The sequence below is a fragment of the Methylovorus sp. MP688 genome (genome assembly GCF_000183115.1).
GTDB lineage: Bacteria > Pseudomonadota > Gammaproteobacteria > Burkholderiales > Methylophilaceae > Methylovorus > Methylovorus glucosotrophus.
Genome location: NC_014733.1, coordinates 2,688,611 through 2,713,514, shown reverse-complemented (window position 1 = coordinate 2,713,514; position 24,904 = coordinate 2,688,611). Strand labels below are relative to the sequence as shown.

Below are 24,904 nucleotides of genomic sequence, written 5' to 3'. Positions count from 1 at the left end.
GAGCTATCGTAAGGAAACCGGACGGCCTGCCCTTTGCCGATAGCGCTGCCAGGTCTTCATCAAGGCTGGCGTATACACGCCCAGAATCAGCAGCAAGGCGAGGCCCAGATACAGCCAGCGGATGTTGTAATCGGTGACAAATACAGCGGCCGGTTTCTGCTGCTGGATATAGTCATAAAACCCGGCTTCATCTTTGCCTTCGATGTATTTCGCCTTGATCTCGCCTGCCAGTTCCTTGAGATAGCCGTCTTCCAACTGGGAGAGGTAGCGGTCAAACTCGGCATAGGCCACGATAGGATCGGGTTCGTCCTTGGAAGTGTCGTTATAGGTAACGCCCACCGCACCGGCGGAGAATTCCTTGGCATCTGACGGCCAGAATCCCACCCATTTGTTCTCGCTATTGAATCGGGGAATAGGCACCGGCTCATGTCCGCCCACGCCGACAAATAGCCAGTGGCTGCCATCCATCGCGCCCAGGTCCAGCTTGTTGATGGCATTGACCTTGGGGGCTTCGTCACCATCGGTAAAGAACACCAGCTGCGCAGGCGCATTCAATGAGTCCAGCACGGTCTCGCCCGACTTCACGCCAAAGCTCAGGCGGCTGTTGCCACGCCAGGCCATGCGCCAGTCCAGATGGTTGATGGTGTCGGTAATGATGTCGTAGTTGGCGCATACTTCCAGCGGCATGAAGAGCAGGCCTACGTTCTCGGCAGCAAATACCCCCACACTGAAATAGGTGCCGCAGGGCGATGTTTCTACAATGCGCTTCATCAGATGGCGGGTATAGACCATGCGGCTTACCGGCTTGCCAGCCAGCATGGCGTCTTCTGCATTCATGCTCTGCGACACATCGGCAATCAGCAGGTAGTTATGTACATCCTGCTTGAGCTGAATTTGCGGCTTGAGCAGGGCGAGCAGCATGAGGGCCAGTGCCAGCACATACAGCACGGTGGCATAGTTGGCTTTCAGGGCATGGATCACGCGCATCATGGCAAGCCTATCGGCAGGTTGCTGAGTTGTACGCCGGATTGCTCTTTTTCTGACTGTTGCATCCTGGCTGGCAGAATGGACAGCAAGAGGTCGAGGTTGAAACGCGCCGGTAGCAATGCGGGATTGAGTCGCAATGCCTGCTCATAGGAGGCACGTGCCTGCATGAAGGCATAGCGCGCATCTTCGATCAGGCTGCCATCGTCGTTTACACGGCGGCTCAAGCCAAACCGCAGCAGGTTGTTGCCGACGTTGTAATGTACTCTGGCTTGCATCTCGTTATCCGGCGCCATTTCCAGCAATTGTCCATAGGTCTGGATGGCATGCTTGTATTCGCCTGAATTACCTTGCCGATACGCGGCAGCGAATTTTTCGGTCAGCGGATATTGATCAAGAGGCAGTGTGGCGTTGTGCTTCAGTGCCGTATTGAAGCGCTCAATGTGCCACAGCTGCGTTGCTTCATAGGCACTGCCGATCACGCCTGTCAGCACCAGGACGGACAGCAGTGCGTTTTTAGTTTTCAAGCCGATTGCCATGCGGGAACCCTCAAGTGTTGGGTGATGAGCAGCGCCAGTCCCAGGACCAGTGCTACCAGAATAAAAATGCGGGAGTAATCACGGCCCGCAATAGTGACCGAGTACTGGATGATGTTTTTCTCGCGGGCATCAATGTCCTGAATCGCCGACTGCAAGGTGGTGGGGTTGTGCGCCTCATACGCCTTGTATTTGATTTTCAGCGATTTGAAAAACAGATCGAGGGCGATGGCGGGCGGCTCATTGCCTTCTTCATACACCCGGTCCGATGAAAAAATACTGATGTCGTCGGGCTCGCGCAGCACGATCCAGTAGAGATTCAGGCCGCGTGCCGTCACCTGCTCGCGAATTTTGTTCTTGATGCGCGGGCTCAGTTTGCCTGCCCCATCCGACAACAGAATGATGGCGCGCGAGCCTGAGCTCTGAATCTGGTCAAACAGGGCCACGGCCTCGGTCACCCCTGCGCCGATATTGGTCTGGTTGATGCCGGCGCTGGTGGCGGCGGCAATCGCGGCATGGATGGCCTTGCGATTGGCGGTGATCTTGGTGCCATACAAGGCTGAGTTGGTGAACGCCACCACACCCATCATGTCGTCCGGCCGCGCATCAATAAAGCCGGTAATCAGGCGGCGGGCAGCGGCAGATTTGATCTCGGCGACGCGACCACTGGTGGAATCACCCGCAAACGGGTGATCCATGCTGACGCTACGGTCAATCACCAGCACGGTCTGGGCGCCCTTGCCTACTCGCACGACCTGGCGTTCTGAGCCCTGCGGGGCGGCAATGGCCAGAATGATGCAGACAATCAGCAGTGCGGTCGCAGCCTTGATGGTCCAGTCCACGATATCGGACAAGGTATCTTTAGGTGCGATATCCAGCCACGAATACATCTGCCCCTGGCTGCTTTTGAGCCAGAACGGGATCAGGGCCAGCGGCAGCAGGAGCAGGCTCCAGGGATGCAAAAACGTCATCTTGCCCTCCGCTCGCAGTCGCGCAGCTGGCGGCACAGGTGGAGCAAGTCAGCCTTGACCTTGTTCTCGGTCCCGCTTTGCCGCCCGGCAAACAGGCTGGCAGCCGATGCCTGGAAGAAGGCTTCGATGTCTGCTTGCAGCGGGACAAACCGCGGATGCTGCGCGATGAAGGCGGGGATATCTGCCGCGAACAGGCTGCTGCCATAGGTGCGGTTAAACGCCTGGTGCAGCAGCAGATAGGCCGCTTGCGTTGATGCGGCAGGCAGGCGTTTCAGGCGGCGATAAGCTTGGGCAAATGGCCCGCCCATCAGCGGCAGCCAGGCGCGCTCGGCGTTGATATATAGCAAGCCAAGCACGCCCGCCGCCAGCAGGCCGAGGCAGGCATACAGGCGCAGTTTGTGCTCCTGAGTGGGGATGGGCGCGGGCGGCAGTTCAGGCATGACATTGGCCTTGGCTGAGGCCATGGTGCTGGCGGCCAGTGGCGATAGCCAGAAACGCCAGGCGGGCACAGGGATAGTCACTGCCTGCTTGTCGCCAGTCGCGGCGATAGTTTCTGCAGGGAGTTGCAGCACGCTGGGTTGGGTGCGATGGGCAAATATCTGGTAACGCAGGGTCAGCGTGTAATGCATGCCCTTGCCTGCAGATTTTTCCTCCAGCTTCACGTCTACCAGCTCTATGCCTTGCTGCTGGCTGCCCTTTTGCGGCAGCGCACTTTTGGCAATGCGAAAGCCTGGTGGCAGATCTACGGACACGGTACGTGTCAGCACATCACCGATAGTGAGCCCGACATTGCGGGATGGGTTTTCGATGCGGATGTCACCGGCATTGATGGGGGTTGGCGCTGACGCTGCTGCCCACATGGGCGTTGCCAGCGCCACCAATAGAAGGCCGCGTAGCAGGGGAACAAGGAATCGATTTTTCATAAGCTCACGTATTGGTCAAAGTACCGGGTCATGACATCCGGCGTAAAGCTTTCAGAGAGAAAAAGCGGTTGGCTGTCGAACTGCAGAAACAGTTGCTCCAGCGCGGTTTTGCGCTGGGCGAAAGCCGCCATGAATTGCTTGCGTACATAATCGCGAAAGAAGACGGTGCGCATGGCGCCGGTTTCCGGGTCCAGCATATTGCCGATGCCGAATTTGGGCAGCTTGCTGAATTCGGCCTCATCCCACAGCACCACGGGCACCAGTTGATGGCGCGACAGCGAGTTGAGGGTTTCTTCAATCAGGTGCAGCGGCATGTGGAAATCCGAGATCCAGAACACCAGCCCGCGTTGCTGGCTGAGGTATTGCGATACCTCCAGCGCACCGCGCGCGCCCATTTGCATGCGGCGAAACTGGCGCAGCTCGGCCAGCAGGTCGAGCGACGATGCCAGGTGGTGCGAGAGTGGCTGGCTGTAGGCTTCATCCACCTGGTCGTGATAGCTCACCAGGCTGAAGACATCGCCCGCCTGCCAGGCGGAGTAAGCCACGCTTTCGGCTATGGCAATCGCGCTATCCAGCTTGCGCGGATTGCTCCCGTATTGCATGGAGCTCGATAAATCGCACACGGCATACACCGGTGTGGTGTTGTCCTGGTTGAACAGCTTGACCTGAACCTGCTCAAAAGGGTCGCGCACTGATTGCCGGAAGTCCATGCGGCGGGCATCCGGATATTCGACAAACGGCAGGTTGCCGCGGTACTCAAATCCCAGGCCGCGCTCGGTGCCGCGATGGTCGCCGAGGTGCATGCTTTTTGTGCGCCACGGGATACGGTAGCGGAACGCTTTTTCGTGATCGTGTGCCATCCGCTCAGGCCTTGGCGGCGACTTCAACGGTCCTGAGAATGGCCGAGCTCAACTCGCGTGCCAGCACGGTGCGCCGCATTTCGTACATGGGGTTGAACACCAGGCGGTGAGAGATGATCTCGTGGAATACAGCATGAATGTCTTCCGGATACAGGCTGTCGCGCTCCTGCAGCCAGGCATGCACACGGGCAGCTTTCAGCAGCATGCCCATGCCGCGCGGGCTGGCACCCGCCTGCACCAGGCGTGCTACATCCACGCTATCGAGGTGTATGCCAAACTTGGCAGGGTCACGCGTGGCATCCCACAAATCCAGCACATACTCTTCAATGGCTTCGCTGGAGCGGATGTGATTTTGCAGCAGATCAGAAAAGTCATTCATCTGATCAAAATGCAGCAGGTCTTCCTGCACTTCGGCGGTCAGGCGATCGGTATGCTGAAAGCGGGTATCAAACACCAGCGATTTGCGCAGCTGGCGATCTTCAGGAATCTCGATCGGGATTTCCATCATGAAGCGGTCACGCGCGGCGGAGGGAATTTCGAAGGTTTCGTTTTTCTCCACCTGGTTACGGTCGGCAAACACCAGCATATGCGGCAGCTTATATTCGCGCTTGAAGGCATGCACGCTGCGCTCCGCCATCACCCGCAGCATCAGTGCGTGCACTTGCGGCCGGGCCCGGTTGATTTCGTTGAAGAAAAATACCGAGAGGTTTTCCCCCGCACGCAAGAGCGGGCCTTCGTCTATCTGTGGCCGACCTTCGGGCCCGAGAAAGGTGTGATACACCAGGTCATTCGGCATCAGGTCGACGGTGCCTTCTATCCGTTCATAAGCGCCGCCAATCGCCCGGGTGATCGCCTGCAGCAAGGTCGTTTTGCCAACACCCACGCCACCTTCCAGCAGCACATGGCCACGTGCGAAGATCGCCAGGTTCATCAGGCGGATGGCATGATCCTGCCCAACAATGACGTGCTTGACGCTGTTTTCAAGCTTGAGGGCTTTATCGCGCCAATCGGCGAGCTGCGTGTCCAATCCGGGAGTCATTCTGCGTCCTTAAAAATCGTTGTAAAGGGAGTTCTTGCCTCATCTTATATACTGGTCTGTATATTGTAAACGGGAAATTTTCCCGATCCTCCTGCGAGGCATCCAAATTTCGCCTCACATCGGGCCAGTATGCGCTTTATGCCGATAAGGTGCTCACCACGCGCAAGCGACGTGGCATGCCATTGGGGAAAGGCCATTCAATGCTTTGTCCGGCCTTGAGCCCCAGTAGCGCCGTGCCTACCGGAGCCAGCACCGATATCTTGCCCTGTTCCATATTGGCTTCTTCTGGCAGCACCAGCTCAATGGTGCGACTAACGCCGTTACTTTCATCCACATAGGTGACGCGCGAATTGAGGCCGACGATATCCGGCGGCATTTTTTCACTTGGTACAACAATGGCGCGATCCAGCTCGTCACTCAGGGCATGATGTCGGGTCAGGGTGTGCAGCACGGCATAATCCGGCTCTGATATGTATAAGTACCTGTCTTGCATATTAAATATCCTTTAAAAACGAAAGCCCCCGCCAAATGGCAGGGGCATGCCATCACATCATAAGCGCATATCAAGCCCGCCATAAGCCGCTATACTGGAAAAGGTAAGTTTCCTGAATGGATACAATAAACATGCATGATCTCAATTTGATGGCCATTTTTGCCCATGTGGCCCAGGAGCAAAGTTTTTCCACCGCCGCCAGAAAGCTCGGCATGTCGCGCTCTGCGGTCAGCAAGGCGGTCGCCAAACTGGAAACTGCTCTGGGCGCCCGCTTGCTCAATCGCAGCACGCGTCACCTCAGCCTCACGGAAGTGGGTGCTGGCATGCTGGAACACTGCGCGCGCATCGTCACCGAGTCCGAGCGCGCCAGTCAGGTGGTGGAAAACCTTAACAGCAAGCCCAGCGGCACCTTGCGCGTTGCCGCTTCTGTGGCTTTTGGCACCTTGCATGTGGCGCCGGCCATGGCGGATTTTCTGCAGCAGTATCCTGAGGTGGAGCTGGATATAACCATTACCGATAGAGCGATTGATATGGTGGAAGAGGGCTACGACGTGATTATCAAGGTTGCCCAGGAGCCGCCATCCGCCCTGGTGGCGCGCAAGCTCGCGCCCGTGCGGCGCCAGGTGTGTGGTACCCCGGCATATTTCCGGCAGCATGGCTTGCCCGCTTCGCCCATGGCGCTGACGGCGCACAATTGCCTGGACTATATCCATTCAGGGGATAAAGGCTATTGGCGATTCAGCGGGCCGGATGGCGAAATTGCGGTGCCGGTATCTGGCCGTGTGCGCATCAATGATGATGAAGCCTTGTCGCAGGTGGTGCTGGGGGGCTTCGGGCTGGCGCTATTGCCAACTTTTATTGTCGGTAATCACCTGCAATCCGGGCATCTGCAATCGGTACTGTCTGATTACATTCCAGTCGAGCAGCATGTGTACGCCATGTATTTGCCCAATCGTTTTCTGCCGCTCAAGGCGCGTACTTTTATAGATTTCCTGCTGGAACGTTACGGTCCGGAGCCTTATTGGGATGCGCGTTGAGTGTCAGGGAGGCCTCCCCTATTCAACATGAGAATGGCAAGAGCTGCGCAGGCAGCCCTTGCCGGGGTTGGGTTGCAGCGGGTGTTAATACCCACTCACGCCAAGGCGTGCATCAGCAGGGTATACGCTATCCACATAAAGCCAATGGTGGAAATCACGAAACTCAGCGCTGAGAATACCTTCCACTTTTTCTTGCTCCAGAAGTCGGGATCAAACGCTGCAATGGTAAAAATCGTGGGGTTGGTGAAACCGCCTATCGCCAGACACCAGCAGGCAATGACGGGAAGCTCGACGCCTGCGCCGTAGAATCCCAGGCCGAATAACGCCATCAAGGCATAGTCCACGTGCGCGCGTATCATGGTTTTGTAATCGACCACGAAAGCATCTACGCCTGGTAACGGAAACCATTTGGCAAAGGTCATCAACCAGGCGGATGAAATCAATGCGGTGATGCAAGCAACTGATCCTATGAGTAAAACATTCATTATCTTCTCCCTTGTGTTGTGAATGGAGAAGTTAGTATATATACAGGTCTGTATATATGGAATCCCTTGCGTTTTACTTTTTCATGCCATCACCATAAAAAACTGAGCCACGTAGCCACATAATCCACATCGCCACCCCCTGCATTTTTCACATAACTGCTGGCATAAAGATGTACATATGACAGCGTGGCGACCATATGGCGGCTGGCCTTCCATTGCAATGAGCCTTCTGCCGTGGTGCCCACATACATGCCTTGTACATTGGCGGGCAGACTGACGGCGCCATTGGTGGCATATAGCGCGTCTTCCTTCCTGAAGCGCCAGATCGCATCGGCGCCCACAGTGGCGGTAAGGTTTTCCAGGGGCTGGGTTTGCAAGGAGACATGCAGATCCTTGATATTGGCGGGTCGCAGCAAGCTTGCATCATTGAAATACCCTGCCTTGAAAAAAAGCGGATTGAAGGTACCAACCGTACCATCGCCCTGGTGGCGATCGCCACTGGCGATATCCAGCTTGAGTCCCAGCCTGGGCTGCCAGGGATGCTGCAGGAAAGTGTAGCCAATGTCGTTTGCCAGTGTCCAGGCCCGTATATCCTGGTTGTCTACGTGCCCAAACTGGTAGACGGGCTCGATGTCATAGTCCCAATTGCCGCTTTTGCCAAACCAGCGACTACCTATGGAATGGCGGTTTTCGAGGCCGCTGGCATCCACATAGGCACTTTTTTCATCGCGAAAGCCCAGATAATAAAGATCTGCGCTAAGTTCGGGAGTCAGGGGGCGGGATGCATACACGCCATAAAACGTCTGCTCTTCATTTGCCGCATCTGGCCGGTAGCGCTGCTCTTCTACCGGGCGGACCGCGAAGGCATACAGTTTGGTTTTACCGCCCGCCGAGGCGATTAGCTGCACACCATCAAATTTGAGTGGAGTATTGGGAGCAGCTCGCGTGGCAACTAATCGGCTTGAGCCATACGCCATGGAAAATCGCCCGCCACGCAAGGTCAGGCGCTCACCATTGGGGGTAGGTTCGCCCCAGGTGTAATCGACAAACGCCTGTTGCAGGTCTAGCGGATTCTGGTTGATCGGACTTTTGAATTCGCCACCAAACTGCACGCTGGAAATCCCTTGGGCAAACACGCGCAAGCGTTCGTTGAAGTGCAGGTCCGCATGCAAAAGCAGGCGCTGTAAACCGTAGTCATTCTGCTTGGGGCCAGCCACCCCGAATCCCTGGTTATGGTAGCTCTCATAGCGCTCGCGTACCTCGCCGCCCAGGCTTAGATAGCTCTCAGGATTGCCCGGCGTAAGGGGAATATATTTAAGCGAATCCAGCCCATCACGGGCATAGCCCGGTTCTGCCAGATAGGAATAGCGCTCGGTATAACGCAACAAGGTATACGGTGGTGGATGGCGGCTGGGATGCCCGGTGGTGGCATCCTCTGCCAAGGCTGAATCCTCGGGCAATACCAGTACCTTCCCGGTTTTGAGGTCCAAGGGTGTCACGTAGTCATCCGCGAAAGCCGGGCAGGCCGTGATCAGGCTGCCGAGCACGCCGGCGAGCGCCAGGTTATTTTTTGCTGGCGGCCACATAAGGTTCAGTGCCCTTTTTCTGAAGGGTTAGGCTTACCTGCTGGATTGCACGGTCAATTTGCGTATTCACGCTTTGATAGTATTTGGGGCCTGCTTCGATCACCCATTCCTGAATGTCAAAGGCGGGAGCCAGCCCTTGCGCCTGCAAGCGCTTCTCCGTGTCATAAGCCAGGAGCCCCTCCTCCACCACCGCAGCATCGCCTGCGCCAACTTCAATCACGCTGCTGCCTTGATCACGTAGCGTGGGGGCAAATGACACATGATGGGCGTTCAGGCGTACTGCTTCACGAATGGCAATGCGTCCAGCCAGGCGCAAGCTTTCCTGCGAGAGGTTTTTCTCATCGCCCACGCCGATCAGCAGCACTTGCCTGGGCGTGATGGATTGGCCTGGTGGCGTATACAAAAAGGTTTCTCCAAGTTCACCAATAAACTCGCCACGCTCACGCAGCGCCTGTAGCAGACCGCCCTGCTTGTCATTGAAATCCTGCATGGCTTCAATATATTGATCGCCTTGCGGGTTATGCTTCAGCAAGGTAATGATTTGCAGATCGGTAGTCTGCGTAACCGGGCCTATCTGCTTGACCGTCACGGTCATGCCATGGGGTGAGGGAAAGGAAGTCTGCGGTGTATCGGCAAATACGTTCAGGGTGAACAGGCTGCTGAAAAGGCAGGCCGCGAGCGGGGCAAGTCGAAAAATAGGCATGATGCGTCCTTATTTGTATGGCAATTAGTGAGCGCTGGCTTTCAATCCAGCAAGGAGCGTTGAAGCGCCGTGGCTGGCGTGTACATTCGCTGGCGATGGCGCAAGCAAGGTGTTGGCAGTGAGAAAGCCCAGGGTCATGGATACAACCAGGAGCGCTCCCACCAGATTGGGTGGCGAAGGCAGCGGAATATCAAACCACCTGCAGCCAAAGCCTATCGCCAGTCCGAGGGCAATGCCGAGTAATAGGGTTTCCATCAAACACTCTCCTTGTCATCTGCCGAAGCCGGCTTGCCAGTTGGGCCGCCGCACAAATGGCGGGTAGTGCTTTTGCGATGTTGTGCGATATTGTCTGCCAGCAAAAAGCCGATGGTCATGGCCAGCACCAGCAAGGCGCCGGCCAGTACCGGTGGCGCTGGTACTGGGACGCCTGCCCAGCGACAGAAAAAGCCTATGCCAAACCCCAGCACCAAACCCAGCACAATCTTAATCATGATGATCCTCCGGCAAGTGAATGCTATCTGCCCCGTGCTCTGGCGTTACCGCATGACGCACGATGGGCGCGGCATCGCCCTGATGCAAGGCGCGAATTTTTTCCTGTAATTGCTTGTGCGTGCCGGATACGCGCAAATGCTGGCGCATGTGCGCTACCCAGGATTCTTCAATGAAAATCTCGATAAACGTGCCGGGGCGCGCTACATCTTCAAACACGCCCCAATGCACGGCACCATCGCGTCGACGCAAGGCGCCCAGCTCGCGCATCAGGTGATGCATGGCATGGCTGTCTTCCTGGCGAATGTGATACTCAATGCTGACCAGCACTGGCCCACGGTCATGCGCCACCGGAGTTGATAGCACGGGTTCTGGCCAATGGCCGGATGGTACGAAATCGTCATGCTCCCCCAGGTTGAGCTTGAAGCGCCAGGTCAGGGGGATGCAAAGCAGGGAAATGGCGGCAGCCAATATCAGCGCGTGGGGCAACCCCAGGCTCATGGCAAGCTTGCCCCAGAGCAAGGATCCCGCCGTCATCGCGCCCCAGAACATCATCTGGAAAATGGCCAGCCCGCGAGCCCTTACCCAGTCTGGCAGCGCGGTTTGTGCAGATACATTCAGCGATGAAATCACCATGATCCATGACAATCCGGCGAGTACACCTGCCAGTACGCCCAGAGTAGCGTTACCGCCATAGGCGAAGAATCCCATGGCGAGCGCGGTTCCGAGCGTACCCAGAGCGACCACGGCATTGGCACCCAACTGCTTGCGCAATTTGCCGATAAGGAAAGTGCCTGCTACGGCACCCGCGCCGAGCGCGGTCAGGATGATGCCGTAAAGGCCGGGACCCCCGTGCAGAAGCTCTTTGGCGATGAGCGGAAGCAAAGCCCAATATGCCGAAGCAAATGTGAAAAAGGCCAGCGCGCGAATAATGGTGCTGCGCAAGGCCTGACTGCGCAGGGAGAAACGCAGTCCAGCACGCATGGCCCCTACCATGTACTCGCGTGGCAAGGTGTCGGTTTTGCCTGCACTGGCTCGCCACCACAGCAGGGCTGCGGCGACAAAAAGATAGGTAACGGCATCAAACAGTACGGTGGCCGTCGCCCCCGCGGCCACCAGAATAAACCCACCCAATGCCGGACCAATCGCCCGGGCAATATTGACGCTTACGCCATTGAGCGCGATAGCTGGTTGCAGGGCTTCCTTAGCGACCAGGCGTGGCACAATCGCCTGCCAGGCCGGCATGGCAAAGGCCGAGCCTGCGCCGGTGAGAAAGGTGAACAAGAGCAAGCCCCATGCGCTTACATGGCCTGCCCACAAGATGGCCGCAAAGATGAACAATGCTGCTGCAGAGGCAATCTGGGTGACGAGCAGCAATTTGCGACGATCAAAAATATCGCCCAGTGCGCCAGCCGGCAGGGCAAAGATAAAGATGGGCAAGGCCGTGGCCACCTGCACCAGCGACACCATGAATGGCGATGGTGAAAGCTCGGTCATGATCCAGCCGGAGGTGACGTTGAACATCCAGGTGCCGATGTTGGAGATGAGGGTTGCCATCCATAACACCGTGAAAATACGGTATTTGAATGGGGCAAATGCGGAGGCGGCCGTGGCCTGAGTCTGGGGAGTTGTCATGATGTCCTAGTAAGCAAAGCAGCCACAGCCAATGGCCCAGGGATTATCGAAACTGGGGCGCTGGCTATCCTGATCCAGCCCCAGCCAGCGGGAAAGTTTTCCATCGTGACCATGATGATGAGCATGGCCGTGTACTGAGCAGCCTGGAGAAGCGCATGCCGCGTGAGTGGCATAGTGCGTGTCCGGTGTCTGGTGGCCGCCAAAGTAGCGCACGGGAGACCAGTCGGGACTCGCCGGGGGCAGTGGCGCATCATGCTGTTGATAATCGCCCGCCGCGTAGACAATCTTGCCGCCGACGATGGTCATGACCGAGGTAATCGCCTTGATGGCTTCATCAGGAACCGTCATGAAGTCGGCGGACAGTACCGTGAGGTCGGCATACATGCCGGGGGCGAGCGTCCCTTTTACGGATTCTTCATGCGATTTGTAGGCACTGCCGCAGGTCCACAGTCTTAGTGCCTCCTCACGCTCCAGGCAATTGCTTTCGCCATAAAGCGCGAGGCCGCCCAGCGTCTTGCCTGTGACCAGCCAGTAAAGCGATACCCAGGGGTTGAAGCTGGCCACACGGGTGGCATCGGTGCCGCCGCCAACGGGTACCCCGAGTTCCAGCATCTTGCGGATAGGCGGAGTGTGCTCGGCCGCTTTTTTACCGTAGCGATCCACAAAATATTCGCCCTGAAAGGCCATGCGGTGTTGGACAGCTACGCCGCCCCCCAGACGCTTGATCCGCTCCAGGTTTTTGCTGGAAACGGTTTCGGCGTGGTCGAAAAACCAGCGCAAATCGCCAAAGCGCGTGTCTCGGTCTATCGACTCAAACACATCCAGTGCGCGACCGATGGTTTCGTCGTAAGTCGCGTGCAGGCGGAATGGCCAGCGTTTTTCCACCAGAAAGCGCACCACCTCGCCCAGGTCCTGTTCCATGTGCGATGCCATCTCGGGTCGCGGCTGCAAAAAGTCCTCAAAGTCGGCAGCAGAAAATGCCAGCATCTCGCCTGCGCCGTTATGTCGCAGATAGCTGTCGCCGCTGTATGGCGTTACCATGCCGCTCCATTTCTGGAAATCTGCCAGCTCGCCGCCCTTGTTCTGGGTAAACAGGTTGTAGGCGATGCGCAACGTCATTTTCCCTTCGGCATGTAGCTGATCGATTACCTGATAGTCCTCCGGATAATTCTGAAAGCCACCGCCCGCGTCAATGCAGCTGGTAACACCCAGCCGGTTCAACTCGCGCATGAAGTGGCGCGTGGAATTGATCTGATCCTCGAGCGGCAATTTGGGGCCTTTTGCCAACGTGGAATAAAGGATCATGGCATTCGGCTCGGCAATCAGCATGCCGGTGGGATTGCCTCTGGCATCACGCTCAATGCGGCCACCTGCCGGGTCCGGTGTCTCCTTTGTAATCCCTGCCGCCCGCAATGCGGCGGCATTCAGCAGGGCGCGGTCATACAGGTGCAGAATGAAAACGGGGGTATCAGGCGCAACAGCGTTGATCTCCGCCAGCGTGGGCATGCGTCTTTCCTTGAACTGAAACTCGCTCCAGCCGCCAACCACTCTTACCCATTGCGGTGCTGGTGTGCGTGCCGCCTGAAGTCGCAGCATGGCCAGCGCATCCTGCACGCTGCCCACGCCTTCCCAGCGCAGTTCCATGTTGTAATTAAGGCCACCACGGATCAGGTGCAGGTGCGAATCATTGAGCCCGGGCAAGACGCGCCTGCCGGCCAGATTGATGATCTCCGTGTCTGGGCCGGCATGAGCGTGCATTTCCTGGTCGCTGCCGATAGCGAGCACCTTGCCTGCGGCGAGGGCGATCGCACTGGTCTCGGGCTGTTCTGCATGGAGTGTGGTGATGCGGCCGTTATATAAAACGATGTCAGCGTAGGCGATCGACATGGGTACCTCGGGTCAACATGGGGCGAAATGCAGCCAGGCGAAGGCCTGGCCGCCGTAAACAGACTTACTTCACAACCTTGTGCGGGTATTTCGCACGTTGACCATAGTCATGCAGCAGGCTGGCGGCATAGTCGATACCCATGCCATAGGCGCCAAAGTGCTCGCGGGCGATATCGGTTGTGCCGACATAGGTTTCTTTGCGTGCCCAGTCGCGTTGCAGTTCGAGCAATACCTGGATAGAGGTGATGGATTCGGCGCCATGGCTTTCGCAGCGACGAATCGCGGCATTGTGTGCTTCTACCGAAGTGCCACCGGATGCGTCGGTGACCATGAGCACTTCGTAGCCCTCAGCCAGCGCACACAAGGTAGGGAATACCAGGCAGGCTTCGGTCCATAACGCAGCAATTACCAGTTTCTTGCGGCCGGTTTTTTTGAGAGCCTCGATAAATTTCGGGTCTTCCCAGCTATTCATGCTGGTGCGTTCAATGGGATCTTGTTGCAGCACATCCATCAGTTCTGGCCAGATGTAACCGCTGAAAGACTCGGTTTCCACCGCGGTGAGGATGGTGGGGATATTGAACAGCTTGGCCGCTTTGGCAATGGCAACCGTATTGTTTTTCAACAGTTGGCGGTCAATATTGGTTACGCCAAATGACATTTGTGGCTGATGATCGATAAAGACAAAGACGCAGTTGTCCGGGGTGATCAGTTTTTCGGTTGCTGCTGACATGGTGTTCTCCTCAAGATGAATAAAGGTGATGTGGTGTGCCTGAATGCTTTATAACAAGTGCTCGAGCGGGTGTATTGAATGAAATTGACCGCCCTTGTTAAGATGGCCTGCCAGTGCTGCATGGCAAGCCATCTGTTTTAAATAAAGGTGGATTTGTGTTGTTGGACGAAGTCTTCAAACCGGGTGAGCGGACGCCCCAGCAGATTTTCGCCATCGGGTGAAATCACCGCCGCCTGATCGGAAGCAAAGACCTCAAACAGCTCCAGCACGCCTTTGGCTTGCCACTCCGGCCAGCCATCCTGAATCAGGGACTCATAGGTGCTGGTTGCCTGAGGCGATACATAGTCCACCTGGCGGCCGGTGACCCGGGTAAAAATGGCGGCCATGTCATGGCCGGACAGGAGCTCGGGGCCGGTGATGTTATAAGCCTTGCGCTCATGACCTTCCGTCGTCAGCACCCGGGCGGCAATGGCGCCGATGTCCTGCACATTGAGTGGTGCAAAACGGCCTTCGCGCACCCCGAAATAAAACGCACCCTGCTTGATGCCCGCGGCCCAGTTAAGAAAGTTTTCCTGAAACCAGATCGTGCGCAGATGCGTCCATGGCAGGCCGGAGGCTTCGAGGTATTTTTCTGCTTCGCGGAATTGGCGGGCAAACAGTATCGCCTCCCACTCTGCCCCCACAACCGAATACAGCACGAACTGCTTGACCGTACCGGCGGCTTTGGCTGCATCCACCGCATACTTGGCGTGTTGCGCCCGGTTTTCCACATTGCCGGGGATCATGAATACCCGATTCACGCCGATAAATGCGGGTGCCAGGCTGGCGGCTTGGTCAAGATCGACCACGACGGTCTCGATGGTCGGATACTTGGCCAGCAGTGCCTGGGCTCGGGCTTCGCTGCGCACCGCCGCACGAATGCGGATGTGATCGCCTGGTGAGCTTAGCAGGGCATTCAGGGTCGCCTGGCCGTTATTGCCGGCAGCCCCGATAAGCAGAATGGTTTCATTTTTCATGGCAGTACTCCTAAGTTAAAAATCGGTGATCTCAATGACAGTCAGTGATCAATAAGGAAGATCAAACAGCAGGAACTCCGCCTGACTGGCCTGGCCGATGCTCAGGCTGGCAACGTCCTTGATCTTGAGGGCGTCACCAGTGGTCAGCTTCTGGCCGTTGACTTCCAGTGCGCCTCTGATCAGGTGCAGATAGGCTGTGCGGTTTGGCTCGATCTGGTAAGTCACAGCGTCATTCGTATCCAGGATGCTGGCGAACATGAGCGCATCCTGATGAATCACGACCGAACCATCGCGGCCGTCAGGCGAGGCGATCAGGCGCAACTGTCCCTGCTTGCTTTCCACTGGGAAGTGCTTTTCCTCATAGCCAGGGTTAATGTCCTTGGCGCTCGGCTCTATCCAGATCTGCAAGAAGTGCACGCGCTCGGTTTTTGAATGGTTGAATTCGCTGTGGCGCACACCGGTGCCTGCGCTCATGCGTTGCACATCGCCATAGCGAATCACCGAGCCATTGCCCATGCTGTCTTTATGCTCAAGCGCGCCGCTCAGCACGTAGCTGATAATTTCCATGTCACGGTGGCCGTGAGTGCCAAAGCCCTGGGCAGGCTGTACACGGTCTTCATTGATCACCACCAGCGGGCCAAACCCCATCTGCTCGGGATTCCAGTAGTGGCCGAACGAGAAAGAGTGGTTCGATTGCAGCCAACCGTGGTCTGCTGCGCCGCGTTGCGAATTCTTGAGTAGCTCTAACATGGTGTGCTCCTTTGGGTAATGGTTAATTGGTGATGCAGTTTTTTTGAATATCATTAATTGCTGGATATTCGCGTTTCGTTTAGCATGGGAGCCAGTATGAACGCGCTTTAATGCCAAGAAAAACGGAAAAATTACCCATATAGGATCGAAATTTTCGAATGTTTAGAATTAGCCTGGATGCCTTGCTGGTGCTGGATGCGGTAGATCGCCTGGGATCGTTTGCTGCCGCTGGTGGTGCCTTGTTCAAAGTCCCGTCGACGATTTCCTACACCATCAGCAAGCTGGAGCAGGATCTGGGCGTGCAGATTTATGAACGGCAGGGCCCCAAGGTTACGCTGACCAAGGTGGGACTCGAATTGCTTACGGAGGGGCGCCATCTGATCCGCGCGGCGGAGGAGCTTGAACAGCGGGTCAAGCGCGTGGCTTCTGGCTGGGAGACGGAACTCAATATCGGCATGGATACCATGTTTTCCACGCGGACCTTGATTCCAGACATTACGGCCTTCTGTGCTATTGCCGGAACACGGATCAAGCTGGTGCAGGAATCCCTGTCCGGGACCTGGGAGAGTTTGCTGGAAGGGCGCGTGGACATCCTGATTGGGGCTGCCGGTGAAGGTCCCTCCGGTGGCGGGTATGCCAGGGAAGTACTGGGTATGACGGAGTTTGTATTTTGCGTAGCTCCCAGCCATCCACTCGCTGCGATCGATAAGCCTTTGGGCAAAAATGATCTGGCGCCTTATCGGGCAGTGGTGGTGAGCGATTCGGTGCGACGTCTGGCGCCGCGTACCGTGGGCTTGCTACTGGGGCAGGATACCTTGTCTGTCCCTACCATGCAGGCCAAGCTGGATTATCAGGTGGCGGGGCTGGGCTTTGGTTTTCTGCCACTTCCTCTTGCGCAACCAGCGCTGGATCAGGGCCTGCTAGTCGCCAGGCAAGTACAGGAGCCGCGCCCGCCAGAACCTGTGTGTCTGGCATGGCGCACGGCAGAAGCAGGCGAAGGCCTCAAGTGGTGGATTGCCCGGATGAAAGAATCCCCTGATATCGTGGCGCGCCTGTGGGCAGATAGCCTACACCAGAGCGCTAACGGTAAAGGTTTCCCCTGATCAAAGCGAATAGTAGCGCCCCGGCGTTACTCCCATTTTTTTGCGGAAGCTGCGGGTCAGGTGACTTTGGTCGGCGAATCCGCACAGCGGTGCCACCTCGCTGAGCTTGTGGCCTTGCGCGATCAGTTTGCGGGCCTGAATGACACGGTATATCTGTAAATACTCATGTGGGGTGATCCCCAGATGTTTTTTGAATTGGCGGATCAGCACAAACGGATTCATGCCGATATGGGCCGCCAGCGCCGGCAACGTAATGGCATCACTGAAATATGCGCGCAGGTATTCAATGGCGAAGTTGAGTTTTTTGGGATTAGTCTGCCCCTGCTGCGCGATCTGGGGTGGCAGCTTGATATTGAGCAGCGCATAGAAAAAGGTCGCGAGATAGCTGGATTTTGCCAGCGCACAATCGTTTCTTTCCATCAGGCTATGCGTGCGCATGAACAGTCGAGTCAGCGGCTCGAAGGCTAGCAATGGGTTGCTGTAATCCAGCGTTGGTTGGGGTAGCTCCAGCTGCGCGCACAATGCGTCGAGGTATTCCGGCGTAAATCGCAACTCACGGCAAACCGCGCCACTGGGGGAAATATACGCAGACTCCAAGGAAAATATCTGACCTGCATCCCGGATCACCAGGCAATCAGGGGTCTCAAAATAATAGCGGCCATTTTGCGAGCTATGCCAGGCGCAGCGTTCGAAGCCGATGATGGCGATTTCTTCGTGGAATACTTTTTCCATGCTGATACGCGCACCCGCCGCCATGTCATAGCGGTAAAGGTGCAGGCCATCCTGCGCGATATGTGTAAGTTTTGTGTCTGCTGCCTTGCCCATCATCCCCCCTGCTGCAGTTCTGGCTACCTGATGAAGACGGCACTTTTGCCTTCAGGTCATCACCACGTTTCAGGATGCCACTCCAGGACATGCCCGCCGGGCATTCCTGTGTGATATGTGTTTCATGTGCGATTAAATCGCGTGCGATGCAGTTGATTAAAAAAATCGTGCTTATGCCGTCTGGTTCAAGTGATCCCTGAGGCTGTTGAGCTGTAAGCACATTTCTGCCATTTTTTTATCGCTCAGCCCTGATGCTTCACTGATGCAGGCCATGATGCGGGCGGATTCATGACGTGTCTGCTGACCTTTACCCGTCAGGCTGACCACCACCTGGCGTTCGTCATCGGAAGAACGCGCACGGTGGATGTAGCCGGTGGTTTCCATGCGCTTCAGCAAGGGGGTTAATGTCGCCGAATTGAGAGAAAGTGACTCGCCAATATCCGAGACGGTTAATCCATCTTGCGTCCATAACACCATGAGTACCAGATACTGCGGATATGTCAGCGACAAGCCTGCCAGCAAAGGACGGTAAACCCGCGACATGGCCAGCGAGCTGGAATACAGCGCATAACAGAGCAGATTGCTCAGCGTCGGGGTGTCGGTACTACCTTGGGACACAGGCTTGCCTCCTACTCGGAGTCTTGGCAACAAGACCCCGTATGGTTGAACTGGATTACTGCAAGCGGCGGCCAAAACTCACGGCATACGCCCCTGGGCGTGCCAGCAGGATGGGGTCATCGCTAGGTTCAATGCCATCGACCAGATTGAGCGGGCTGAACATCACCTGGCGTTCATAGCTCGCTCCGTCTGCCTTGATGTTCTTGATCTGCAACGTGCCCAGCTCCACCACGCGGCGGGTGTCTGGCCAGGTCACGGTAGCGTCATTCAGCGTATCGCCGGCGTCAGCAATCTGTACTGAAATTTTGTAGCTGTATGGGCCATTTTTCAGTCTGGCGGGCAGCTCGTTCATCAGGTAATTGGCATCGGCTGCCTTGGCAGCTTCTGGCGAGAGAAATTTCTGACCAGTCACCGGCTCGATGCGATAGCGGCCATAGTGGGTTTCGCCCTTGGCATTGGTGAACTTGAAGGCATTCACGCCAAAAAACGCCTGGGTGGCAAAACTCTCGGGCGGCAGCTTGGGTGTGGTGACAAATTTCAGCGCGGCAGGATGGCTGCCCAGGTACTTTTCAATCGTGGTGGGCTTGGTTGTTTCCTTGCCGGAGGCGGCCACGGCATTCAGCAGACCCAGAAAATCTTCAGGCGTTGCCGAAGGGAAGCCATTCACCGAGATGCATACCAGGTCAGCCAGGCTTTGGTCAGGCAGGTTGAAACGAATGGCGATACCCTTGGGAAATGCATTGCCATCGGCATCTGGAATATTCGGTACGCCAGTCGCATCGGAATAACGTACGGTGACAGGGTTGGATGTGGTGAAAATGCTGGCCTTGGTAATTTCGGCGGCGCTGGCGGCTGGCGTGAATACGCCCTCGGCGACAATGCCTTTGGCATGGTTGGCGCGAAACTTGGCATGTGGTCCGCCTGATAACTGGGTCAGGGTATCTACCAGTTGTTCGGTGACAGGTTTGGTCGTTTCTTCGGCAAATGCACTGCCGGATAAGCCCGCCAGCAGGACTAACAGCATAGGTTTTAAGGCAATGTTCATGGAAGCTCCCAATGATATTTATTTTTACAAAGGGTAGAGGCAACCAACTCAAATGTATTGAATAAAATTGACTTTGCTCTACCGGGCTAACGCAATGGCGGCTCGCACTGCAGCCTTGCCTGGCACCACGGGTGATCCCGTAAGGTATTGCTGAGCATGAGTATTACGCGATATGGCAGATTGATCAATTTTGTTTATTTGATCAGTCCATTTGAAAAGTAAAACGCAGCCACGGGATATGGGTGCGGGTGCTATCTCCTGCTATCCCGAACCCGGCGCGATTTGACCAAGGGCCAGACCTCGTCAGGAACAGTAGGCAGACATTCAAAGCCGGGTTTTGCGAAGAAATACCCCTGGAACAAGGTCACGCCTTCGTCGGCCAGGGTAAGACATTCTTCTCGGACTTCAATCCCTTCTGCAATCACCTTGATAGACAGCTCGCGGCAAATCGACAGAATGCCGAATACCAGTGCGCGGCGAACGCGGTCCTGGTGGATATTCCGGGTCATCGCCATGTCCAGCTTGATGATGTCCGGTTGCCAGTCAGCGAGCAGGTTGAGCCCGGCATAGCCCGCCCCAAAGTCATCGATGGCGGTGGTGAAGTTGTGTTTTTTGTATTCAATGAAGATATTGCGCAGGTGCTCGTTGTCGATGACGCGCTCGCCTTCCGTGACTTCAAACATGATCCTGTCGGTGGGAAAGTTGACTTCGGCGGCGGCTTCCAGCGTGGCGCGTATGCAGGTTTCCGGTTTGTAGACGGCATTGGGCAAAAAGTTGATGCTGAGCATGCCCTGCAAATTCAGCTGTTGTGCCAGGTCAATGGCTTTGACGCGTATGGATTGGTCAAACAGGTAGCGGTTTTCATCATTCAACTGGGAAAGAATGCTGGCGGCGCCTTCGTTATTGATGCCGCGCACCAGGGCCTCGTAACCGAAGATGCTGCTGTCCGAAATATCCACAATCGGCTGAAACGCCATGGTGAAGTCGATGCCGAGCTTGGTTTTGTCGCGGCATGCCTTGCAGCCCACCGGAACGAAGTTTTCTAATCTACCCATGTATCTGTCTCCAATGCATTGTCTTGCCCAGTCCAATGTCTAATCTAGCATGATTTAAATACAGCTGCCGCACACATTGGAATGGTCGGGGTGGAACACCGTCACAGCAGCGGATATTGTGCCGTAGCGGCAAGCGCGCTGTGGTCAAAGCGCTGTACGCGGTTACGCCCCAGGTTTTTTGCCATATACAGCGCACGGTCTGCCTGTTCGATCATCATATCCAGTGGCGGGTGCTGAAACTGGCTGCTGGTGATGCCTATGCTGACCGTGAGTTTGATCGGCGCTAAGTCTGGTCCAATATCGACCATGGCGGCTTGAATCAGCGTGCGGATTTTTTCGGCAAACAGGCAGCCTTCCTCCAGATTGCTGTTGCCCAGCATGCAGATGAACTCTTCCCCACCATGCCGCGCCGAGATGTCGTGTATGCGCGAATTATCTTTCAGAATGCCGCCAATAAAGGTCAGTGCCCAATCGCCTGCGGAATGCCCGTAAGTATCATTTACCGTCTTGAAATGATCAATGTCGATGATCATGATGCAGCTTTCGCAGGCATGCCGTTGCGCGCGGGAGTATTCGATATTGGCAGCCTCATAAAAGCCACGACGATTTTTCAAGCCGGTCAGGAAGTCCGTTGAAGACTGCAGGGTCAGCGTCTTCACCAACTCATCCCGTTCCTGCTCCAGGCCAATACGGACTTTGATCTGACGGTTCAAGGTGTTGATGCCTTCCATTACCTCGTCAATTTCTTCCGGCAGATTGTTCGAATGGCTAATTTCCTGATAATGGCCAGCACTGATCGCTCTGAGCGCGTGAGAGGCCTGCATCATCGGAACCACGACCTGTTGATGAATAATGCGCAGTTTCTTGATGGTCAATGCCAGAAAGACCAGCATCAGAATGCTCACCACACTCAGGGCAAGCAATGCATCTTGTTTCGCCTTGATCGTACTGGCTTCGGCTTCTGCCAACAGCGTATCCCGCAGGGTCAGAATCGAATCCATCAAGGGCACATAGGTTTTATAGAATGTGTCAGGGCTGGGGAGTGTCTGCAGATTCGTGGATGCTTCGATACTGTCCAGGTAGGCAGTGGCTTCTACAAAATACTCTTCTTCCATTTTGGCTTTTGCATCGGCAATGGCGATGGGAAGCGCGGCCACGGCAAAGTGAGCGGAAAGGCGCATGTGCAATTCTTCAATATGGCCCTTCAGGCGCTCCAGCTTAAGCTGTTCTTTCAGGGTTCTTTCTCGCTTGAAGCTCAGTGAGGGGGTAAGTGCCGATCCTAATTGCCCCGCATACTCGCGCAATGTGGCGGCCAGGCGAGCTTCGGTAATCAGCAGACTGATATCCGATGACGAGATGATGACATCGTTGCTAAGGGTCGTGATCAACGGCCTTATGGTGTTTATAAAGCCAACCATGCGTTCGATCTGCGCGCTGACTTGCTCATTTCCGCGTTCCTTCAGCGGAAGGCTTGCCAGCCTATCTATCGTTTTCCTCTCTTGCTCGAGTTCCTGCGCCAGCACGCCAAGATCACTGGTCAGTTTGTTTGGCGTTTTGTTACAGCCTATCGAAGCGCAGAGACGTGCATAAGCGTCATCCGTTTCCTGTCTCGCAAGCTTCAGGGGTTGTCGCAGTTGGCTGTCATCAGCATCAGCATTTCCAAGAATGGCATTGGTTGGCCCGCGCTCACGCGAGAGTTTTTCTGCATAAAGCAACAAAAGCTTGAGTTTGACGGTGGACTGATGGGCTGCACTGGCGCGTCTGAACTCCTGCCACTCCACTGTAATTAGAAAGGCGGCGAGGCTGATCAGTATAAGCAGCGATGAAATGCCGAAGGTAATAAAGCTCTTCATCAGGCTGCTCTTGCCTGCGTGCGAGATGGCGTTCGGATCCTGCGTGCTTACCATGGTGCATGGCCCCATTGCCATCTCGGGAGATCACCGATTCGGAAACGAAATTTTGTTTTTACGATGGCATTGTGGGTGAACGGCATGATTTGGCGGGTTTAGAGCTTATCTGACAGACCTGTGGTTTTTATAAACGCTACCAGTACAAACTGGCTGGCTGTGATCATATCGGCATTTTTTGACAGTACTTAAAGCCGCCACGATGGCATATGCCAAATAAAAAAGGGCCTTGCGGCCCTTGGAAGTCTTTTTCTGCCTGTATCAGCGACTTGCAGTTTCGGGAATCTCCTGCTCGAGCATGTAGCGGATGATTCTGCGCATCATGGGGATGCTGTGTTGCAGGGAGAGTTCAGGGTTACGGATCAGCCTAATGGTAAGGCCCTCGAATAACGCTGCCAGCAGATTGCAGGCGGTATCCAGCGACTGTTCCGAGAATGTGGTCTTGCGCTGTTGCAATCCTTTTCGAAGATAATTCTTGATGCTTTCCATGGCGATGGCCTCTGCCCGCCGGATGATGCTGGCGATGCGAGGATTGCGCGCTGCCTCAGCCACGATTTCCAGCAGTAGCGCAGCATCGGGATCATAAAATGCATTGGCAGCGCTTTGCTCCACATCTGCCACCAGGGCATCAAAAATATCGTCCTCTCCCCGGTTTTGCTCTATGCGCTCTGGAATCTGCAATATTTTCAGCAGATCATTTTCCACAATCGCTTCAATGATGGCCTCTTTATTTTCAAAGTAGTGATAAATGTGGCCGACGCTCATGCCGGAGGCTTTGGATAATTGGGACATGCTGGTGCCGTGAAAACCATGAGCGCGGAAGCATTCCGTGGCGGCCGTCAGCACCTGGTTACGCCTTAGGTCGGCGCGGCTGATAGGGGGCTGGGAAGTGGTCATTGCTTCTCCTAACTTCAAATAACTTCAAAAAATGTAAAAAATTTGCCTTTTGCGTAGTTTATATTAGAATGATCGCTCAATCTAGAATGATTGATCTAAATTTTACGTGTTCTGTGCAATTCGTGCCTTCACGGGGTTAAAGGAAAGCCAAATGAAATCCAATGTAAAACATATACGCCTGTCAGCCACACTGCTGATATTGATCGCTGGGAATGCGCTCCTGGCAGGATGTCATCAGGGAGGCGCGCCCGCACAAACCTCTTCAGGCGCGGCACAGGTTGAAGTCGTGACAGTTCAGCCGCAGTCGGTCAATCTGACGACCGAACTGCCCGGTCGCACCTCACCTTTCCTGGTGTCTGAGGTACGTCCACAGGTTGGCGGCATTCTGCAGAAACGCTTGTTTGTAGAGGGCGCTGATGTGAAAGCTGGTCAGCCCTTGTATCAAATTGATCCGGCGACTTACAAAGCGACACTGGATAGCGCACAGGCCAGCCTGAACAAGGCCGAGGCCAATCTGGTGGCGGCAAAGAGCAAGGCAACGCGCTATGGCGAATTGTCGACCATACAGGCTGTCAGCAAACAGGATCTGGAAGACGCCCAATCCTCACTGGAACAAGGGCAGGCGGATGTGGATGTTGCCAAGGCAGCCTTGCAGACCGCGAGAATCAACCTGGGATTCACCAGCGTCATCGCCCCGATTTCTGGTCGGGTGGCCAAGTCCAATGTCACGCCAGGGGCGTTGGTGACCGCCAACCAGGAGACCACGCTGACCACCATTCAGCAGCTTGATCCCATCTATGTAGATGTGACGCAATCCAGTGCCGAACTGTTAAGGCTGCGTCATCAATGGGAAAGCGGGCTGCTGAAAAAGGCGGGTGAAAATCAGGCCGAAGTAAAACTGGTGCTCGAAGATGGCAGCACTTATAGCCTGAACGGCAAGCTTGCCTTTACCGATATTACTGTGAGCCAGACCACTGGCACCGTCACCCTGCGTGCGGTCTTCCCTAACCCCAAGGGCGTATTGCTGCCCGGTATGTATGTGCGTGCCGTGCTGGAACAAGGCGTGGATGACCGCGCCATCCTCGTGCCTCAAGGCAGCGTGAGCCGCGACTCCAAAGGTAACCCCACCGTGTTTGTTCTGCGGGATGGCAAGGTGGAAATCCGCAATATCGAGGCAGACCAGACCCATGGTGATCAATGGTTGGTGCATAAAGGCCTGAATGCCGGTGATCAGGTGATTGTGAGCGGCTTGCAAAAGATACGTCCGGGCATGCCGGCACAGGTGGTTTCGCCCAATAAAACCAGCGCTAGCAAGCAAATCTAGGGGCTG

Annotated in this window: 26 protein-coding genes; 3 read left to right on the top strand and 23 right to left on the bottom strand. The window is 55.7% G+C overall.

Annotated features, from left to right (window positions below):
• Positions 1-3 precede the first annotated feature (3 nt).
• The 7 genes from MPQ_RS12860 to rnk form a co-directional block, all read right to left on the bottom strand.
• On the bottom strand, positions 4-990 hold the full coding sequence (locus MPQ_RS12860; protein WP_013443399.1) for a VWA domain-containing protein: 987 nt from the start codon (positions 988-990) through the stop codon (positions 4-6).
• Positions 987-1,511, bottom strand: coding sequence for a hypothetical protein (locus MPQ_RS12855; RefSeq protein ID WP_238525315.1), 525 nt, complete (start codon positions 1,509-1,511; stop codon positions 987-989). The genes MPQ_RS12860 and MPQ_RS12855 overlap by 4 nt, the downstream gene beginning before the upstream one ends.
• Positions 1,508-2,491 carry a VWA domain-containing protein gene (locus tag MPQ_RS12850; RefSeq protein WP_013443397.1) on the bottom strand — a complete coding sequence of 328 codons (984 nt, stop codon included), beginning with the start codon at positions 2,489-2,491 and terminating at the stop codon, positions 1,508-1,510. The genes MPQ_RS12855 and MPQ_RS12850 overlap by 4 nt, the downstream gene beginning before the upstream one ends.
• Positions 2,488-3,414, bottom strand: a complete 927-nt coding sequence (locus tag MPQ_RS12845; RefSeq protein WP_041362444.1) for a hypothetical protein — start codon at positions 3,412-3,414, stop codon at positions 2,488-2,490. Before MPQ_RS12845 ends, MPQ_RS12850 begins: the two co-directional genes overlap by 4 nt.
• Complete coding sequence (locus MPQ_RS12840) at positions 3,411-4,274, bottom strand: DUF58 domain-containing protein (RefSeq protein WP_013443395.1); 864 nt, start codon at positions 4,272-4,274, stop codon at positions 3,411-3,413. The genes MPQ_RS12845 and MPQ_RS12840 overlap by 4 nt, the downstream gene beginning before the upstream one ends.
• 4 nt (positions 4,275-4,278) lie before the next feature.
• Positions 4,279-5,313 (bottom strand): MoxR family ATPase, encoded by a 1,035-nt coding sequence (locus tag MPQ_RS12835; protein ID WP_013443394.1) that lies wholly within the window; start codon positions 5,311-5,313, stop codon positions 4,279-4,281.
• A gap of 136 nt (positions 5,314-5,449) precedes the next feature.
• Positions 5,450-5,806: a nucleoside diphosphate kinase regulator gene (gene rnk / locus MPQ_RS12830; protein ID WP_013443393.1), complete on the bottom strand. Its 357-nt coding sequence runs from the start codon at positions 5,804-5,806 to the stop codon at positions 5,450-5,452.
• A 131-nt stretch (positions 5,807-5,937) separates the two neighbouring features.
• Between rnk and MPQ_RS12825 the strand changes: the two genes are divergently transcribed.
• The gene (locus MPQ_RS12825; RefSeq protein ID WP_013443392.1) at positions 5,938-6,843 is read left to right on the top strand and encodes a LysR family transcriptional regulator; all 906 of its coding nucleotides are present in this window, start codon (positions 5,938-5,940) and stop codon (positions 6,841-6,843) included.
• A gap of 95 nt (positions 6,844-6,938) precedes the next feature.
• Here MPQ_RS12825 and MPQ_RS12820 read toward each other — a convergent pair whose 3' ends face one another.
• The 10 genes from MPQ_RS12820 to MPQ_RS12775 all read right to left on the bottom strand — a co-directional run bounded on the left by MPQ_RS12820 (position 6,939) and on the right by MPQ_RS12775 (position 16,124).
• The gene (locus MPQ_RS12820) at positions 6,939-7,328 is read right to left on the bottom strand and encodes a hypothetical protein (RefSeq protein ID WP_013443391.1); all 390 of its coding nucleotides are present in this window, start codon (positions 7,326-7,328) and stop codon (positions 6,939-6,941) included.
• 89 nt (positions 7,329-7,417) lie between these two features.
• Positions 7,418-8,914 carry an alginate export family protein gene (locus MPQ_RS12815; RefSeq protein WP_049821912.1) on the bottom strand — a complete coding sequence of 499 codons (1,497 nt, stop codon included), beginning with the start codon at positions 8,912-8,914 and terminating at the stop codon, positions 7,418-7,420.
• Positions 8,892-9,617: a M17 family peptidase N-terminal domain-containing protein gene (locus tag MPQ_RS12810; RefSeq protein ID WP_013443389.1), complete on the bottom strand. Its 726-nt coding sequence runs from the start codon at positions 9,615-9,617 to the stop codon at positions 8,892-8,894. Before MPQ_RS12810 ends, MPQ_RS12815 begins: the two co-directional genes overlap by 23 nt.
• Before the next feature lie 24 nt (positions 9,618-9,641).
• On the bottom strand, positions 9,642-9,872 hold the full coding sequence (locus tag MPQ_RS12805) for a DUF1427 family protein (RefSeq protein WP_013443388.1): 231 nt from the start codon (positions 9,870-9,872) through the stop codon (positions 9,642-9,644).
• Entirely contained in the window at positions 9,872-10,108 is a 237-nt protein-coding gene (locus MPQ_RS12800) for a DUF1427 family protein (RefSeq protein ID WP_013443387.1), read from the bottom strand. Before MPQ_RS12800 ends, MPQ_RS12805 begins: the two co-directional genes overlap by 1 nt.
• Complete coding sequence (locus MPQ_RS12795; RefSeq protein ID WP_013443386.1) at positions 10,101-11,741, bottom strand: MFS transporter; 1,641 nt, start codon at positions 11,739-11,741, stop codon at positions 10,101-10,103. Before MPQ_RS12795 ends, MPQ_RS12800 begins: the two co-directional genes overlap by 8 nt.
• Positions 11,742-11,747: 6 nt before the next feature.
• Complete coding sequence (locus MPQ_RS12790; protein ID WP_013443385.1) at positions 11,748-13,628, bottom strand: amidohydrolase; 1,881 nt, start codon at positions 13,626-13,628, stop codon at positions 11,748-11,750.
• 64 nt (positions 13,629-13,692) lie between these two features.
• A complete protein-coding gene (locus MPQ_RS12785; protein ID WP_013443384.1) occupies positions 13,693-14,358 on the bottom strand; it encodes a hydrolase in 666 nt (221 codons plus the stop codon).
• A gap of 137 nt (positions 14,359-14,495) precedes the next feature.
• Positions 14,496-15,374: an SDR family oxidoreductase gene (locus tag MPQ_RS12780; RefSeq protein WP_013443383.1), complete on the bottom strand. Its 879-nt coding sequence runs from the start codon at positions 15,372-15,374 to the stop codon at positions 14,496-14,498.
• Between the two features lie 48 nt (positions 15,375-15,422).
• Positions 15,423-16,124 carry a pirin family protein gene (locus MPQ_RS12775; RefSeq protein WP_013443382.1) on the bottom strand — a complete coding sequence of 234 codons (702 nt, stop codon included), beginning with the start codon at positions 16,122-16,124 and terminating at the stop codon, positions 15,423-15,425.
• Between the two features lie 158 nt (positions 16,125-16,282).
• Between MPQ_RS12775 and MPQ_RS12770 the strand changes: the two genes are divergently transcribed.
• Positions 16,283-17,227 carry a LysR family transcriptional regulator gene (locus MPQ_RS12770; protein ID WP_013443381.1) on the top strand — a complete coding sequence of 315 codons (945 nt, stop codon included), beginning with the start codon at positions 16,283-16,285 and terminating at the stop codon, positions 17,225-17,227.
• Here the strand turns inward: MPQ_RS12770 and MPQ_RS12765 are convergent, their stop codons facing one another.
• From MPQ_RS12765 to MPQ_RS12740, 6 genes are all read right to left on the bottom strand, one after another.
• Entirely contained in the window at positions 17,228-18,055 is an 828-nt protein-coding gene (locus MPQ_RS12765; RefSeq protein ID WP_013443380.1) for an AraC family transcriptional regulator, read from the bottom strand.
• Positions 18,056-18,223: 168 nt separating this feature from the next.
• Complete coding sequence (locus tag MPQ_RS12760) at positions 18,224-18,670, bottom strand: MarR family winged helix-turn-helix transcriptional regulator (protein WP_013443379.1); 447 nt, start codon at positions 18,668-18,670, stop codon at positions 18,224-18,226.
• Between the two features lie 55 nt (positions 18,671-18,725).
• Positions 18,726-19,715 carry a catalase family peroxidase gene (locus MPQ_RS12755; RefSeq protein ID WP_013443378.1) on the bottom strand — a complete coding sequence of 330 codons (990 nt, stop codon included), beginning with the start codon at positions 19,713-19,715 and terminating at the stop codon, positions 18,726-18,728.
• 251 nt (positions 19,716-19,966) lie between these two features.
• Entirely contained in the window at positions 19,967-20,770 is an 804-nt protein-coding gene (locus MPQ_RS12750) for an EAL domain-containing protein (RefSeq protein WP_013443377.1), read from the bottom strand.
• 101 nt (positions 20,771-20,871) lie between these two features.
• Positions 20,872-22,677: a GGDEF domain-containing protein gene (locus tag MPQ_RS12745; RefSeq protein ID WP_013443376.1), complete on the bottom strand. Its 1,806-nt coding sequence runs from the start codon at positions 22,675-22,677 to the stop codon at positions 20,872-20,874.
• 261 nt (positions 22,678-22,938) lie between these two features.
• Complete coding sequence (locus tag MPQ_RS12740) at positions 22,939-23,574, bottom strand: TetR/AcrR family transcriptional regulator (protein WP_013443375.1); 636 nt, start codon at positions 23,572-23,574, stop codon at positions 22,939-22,941.
• Between the two features lie 151 nt (positions 23,575-23,725).
• On the opposite strand from MPQ_RS12740, the gene MPQ_RS12735 reads away from it, so the two are divergent.
• Complete coding sequence (locus tag MPQ_RS12735) at positions 23,726-24,898, top strand: efflux RND transporter periplasmic adaptor subunit (RefSeq protein WP_013443374.1); 1,173 nt, start codon at positions 23,726-23,728, stop codon at positions 24,896-24,898.
• Positions 24,899-24,904 lie beyond the last annotated feature (6 nt).

What these genes read in the sequence shown, in the direction of transcription:
- MPQ_RS12860 (WP_013443399.1), bottom strand. Translation starts at nt 990, where the DNA reads ATGATGCGCGTGATCCATGCCCTGAAAGCCAACTATGCCACCGTGCTG.
- MPQ_RS12850 (WP_013443397.1), bottom strand. Translation starts at nt 2,491, where the DNA reads ATGACGTTTTTGCATCCCTGGAGCCTGCTCCTGCTGCCGCTGGCCCTG.
- MPQ_RS12845 (WP_041362444.1), bottom strand. Translation starts at nt 3,414, where the DNA reads ATGAAAAATCGATTCCTTGTTCCCCTGCTACGCGGCCTTCTATTGGTG.
- MPQ_RS12840 (WP_013443395.1), bottom strand. Translation starts at nt 4,274, where the DNA reads ATGGCACACGATCACGAAAAAGCGTTCCGCTACCGTATCCCGTGGCGC.
- MPQ_RS12835 (WP_013443394.1), bottom strand. Translation starts at nt 5,313, where the DNA reads ATGACTCCCGGATTGGACACGCAGCTCGCCGATTGGCGCGATAAAGCC.
- rnk (WP_013443393.1), bottom strand. Translation starts at nt 5,806, where the DNA reads ATGCAAGACAGGTACTTATACATATCAGAGCCGGATTATGCCGTGCTG.
- MPQ_RS12825 (WP_013443392.1), top strand. Translation starts at nt 5,938, where the DNA reads ATGCATGATCTCAATTTGATGGCCATTTTTGCCCATGTGGCCCAGGAG.
- MPQ_RS12820 (WP_013443391.1), bottom strand. Translation starts at nt 7,328, where the DNA reads ATGAATGTTTTACTCATAGGATCAGTTGCTTGCATCACCGCATTGATT.
- MPQ_RS12815 (WP_049821912.1), bottom strand. Translation starts at nt 8,914, where the DNA reads ATGTGGCCGCCAGCAAAAAATAACCTGGCGCTCGCCGGCGTGCTCGGC.
- MPQ_RS12810 (WP_013443389.1), bottom strand. Translation starts at nt 9,617, where the DNA reads ATGCCTATTTTTCGACTTGCCCCGCTCGCGGCCTGCCTTTTCAGCAGC.
- MPQ_RS12805 (WP_013443388.1), bottom strand. Translation starts at nt 9,872, where the DNA reads ATGGAAACCCTATTACTCGGCATTGCCCTCGGACTGGCGATAGGCTTT.
- MPQ_RS12800 (WP_013443387.1), bottom strand. Translation starts at nt 10,108, where the DNA reads ATGATTAAGATTGTGCTGGGTTTGGTGCTGGGGTTTGGCATAGGCTTT.
- MPQ_RS12795 (WP_013443386.1), bottom strand. Translation starts at nt 11,741, where the DNA reads ATGACAACTCCCCAGACTCAGGCCACGGCCGCCTCCGCATTTGCCCCA.
- MPQ_RS12790 (WP_013443385.1), bottom strand. Translation starts at nt 13,628, where the DNA reads ATGTCGATCGCCTACGCTGACATCGTTTTATATAACGGCCGCATCACC.
- MPQ_RS12785 (WP_013443384.1), bottom strand. Translation starts at nt 14,358, where the DNA reads ATGTCAGCAGCAACCGAAAAACTGATCACCCCGGACAACTGCGTCTTT.
- MPQ_RS12780 (WP_013443383.1), bottom strand. Translation starts at nt 15,374, where the DNA reads ATGAAAAATGAAACCATTCTGCTTATCGGGGCTGCCGGCAATAACGGC.
- MPQ_RS12775 (WP_013443382.1), bottom strand. Translation starts at nt 16,124, where the DNA reads ATGTTAGAGCTACTCAAGAATTCGCAACGCGGCGCAGCAGACCACGGT.
- MPQ_RS12770 (WP_013443381.1), top strand. Translation starts at nt 16,283, where the DNA reads ATGTTTAGAATTAGCCTGGATGCCTTGCTGGTGCTGGATGCGGTAGAT.
- MPQ_RS12765 (WP_013443380.1), bottom strand. Translation starts at nt 18,055, where the DNA reads ATGATGGGCAAGGCAGCAGACACAAAACTTACACATATCGCGCAGGAT.
- MPQ_RS12755 (WP_013443378.1), bottom strand. Translation starts at nt 19,715, where the DNA reads ATGAACATTGCCTTAAAACCTATGCTGTTAGTCCTGCTGGCGGGCTTA.
- MPQ_RS12750 (WP_013443377.1), bottom strand. Translation starts at nt 20,770, where the DNA reads ATGGGTAGATTAGAAAACTTCGTTCCGGTGGGCTGCAAGGCATGCCGC.
- MPQ_RS12745 (WP_013443376.1), bottom strand. Translation starts at nt 22,677, where the DNA reads ATGGTAAGCACGCAGGATCCGAACGCCATCTCGCACGCAGGCAAGAGC.
- MPQ_RS12740 (WP_013443375.1), bottom strand. Translation starts at nt 23,574, where the DNA reads ATGACCACTTCCCAGCCCCCTATCAGCCGCGCCGACCTAAGGCGTAAC.
- MPQ_RS12735 (WP_013443374.1), top strand. Translation starts at nt 23,726, where the DNA reads ATGAAATCCAATGTAAAACATATACGCCTGTCAGCCACACTGCTGATA.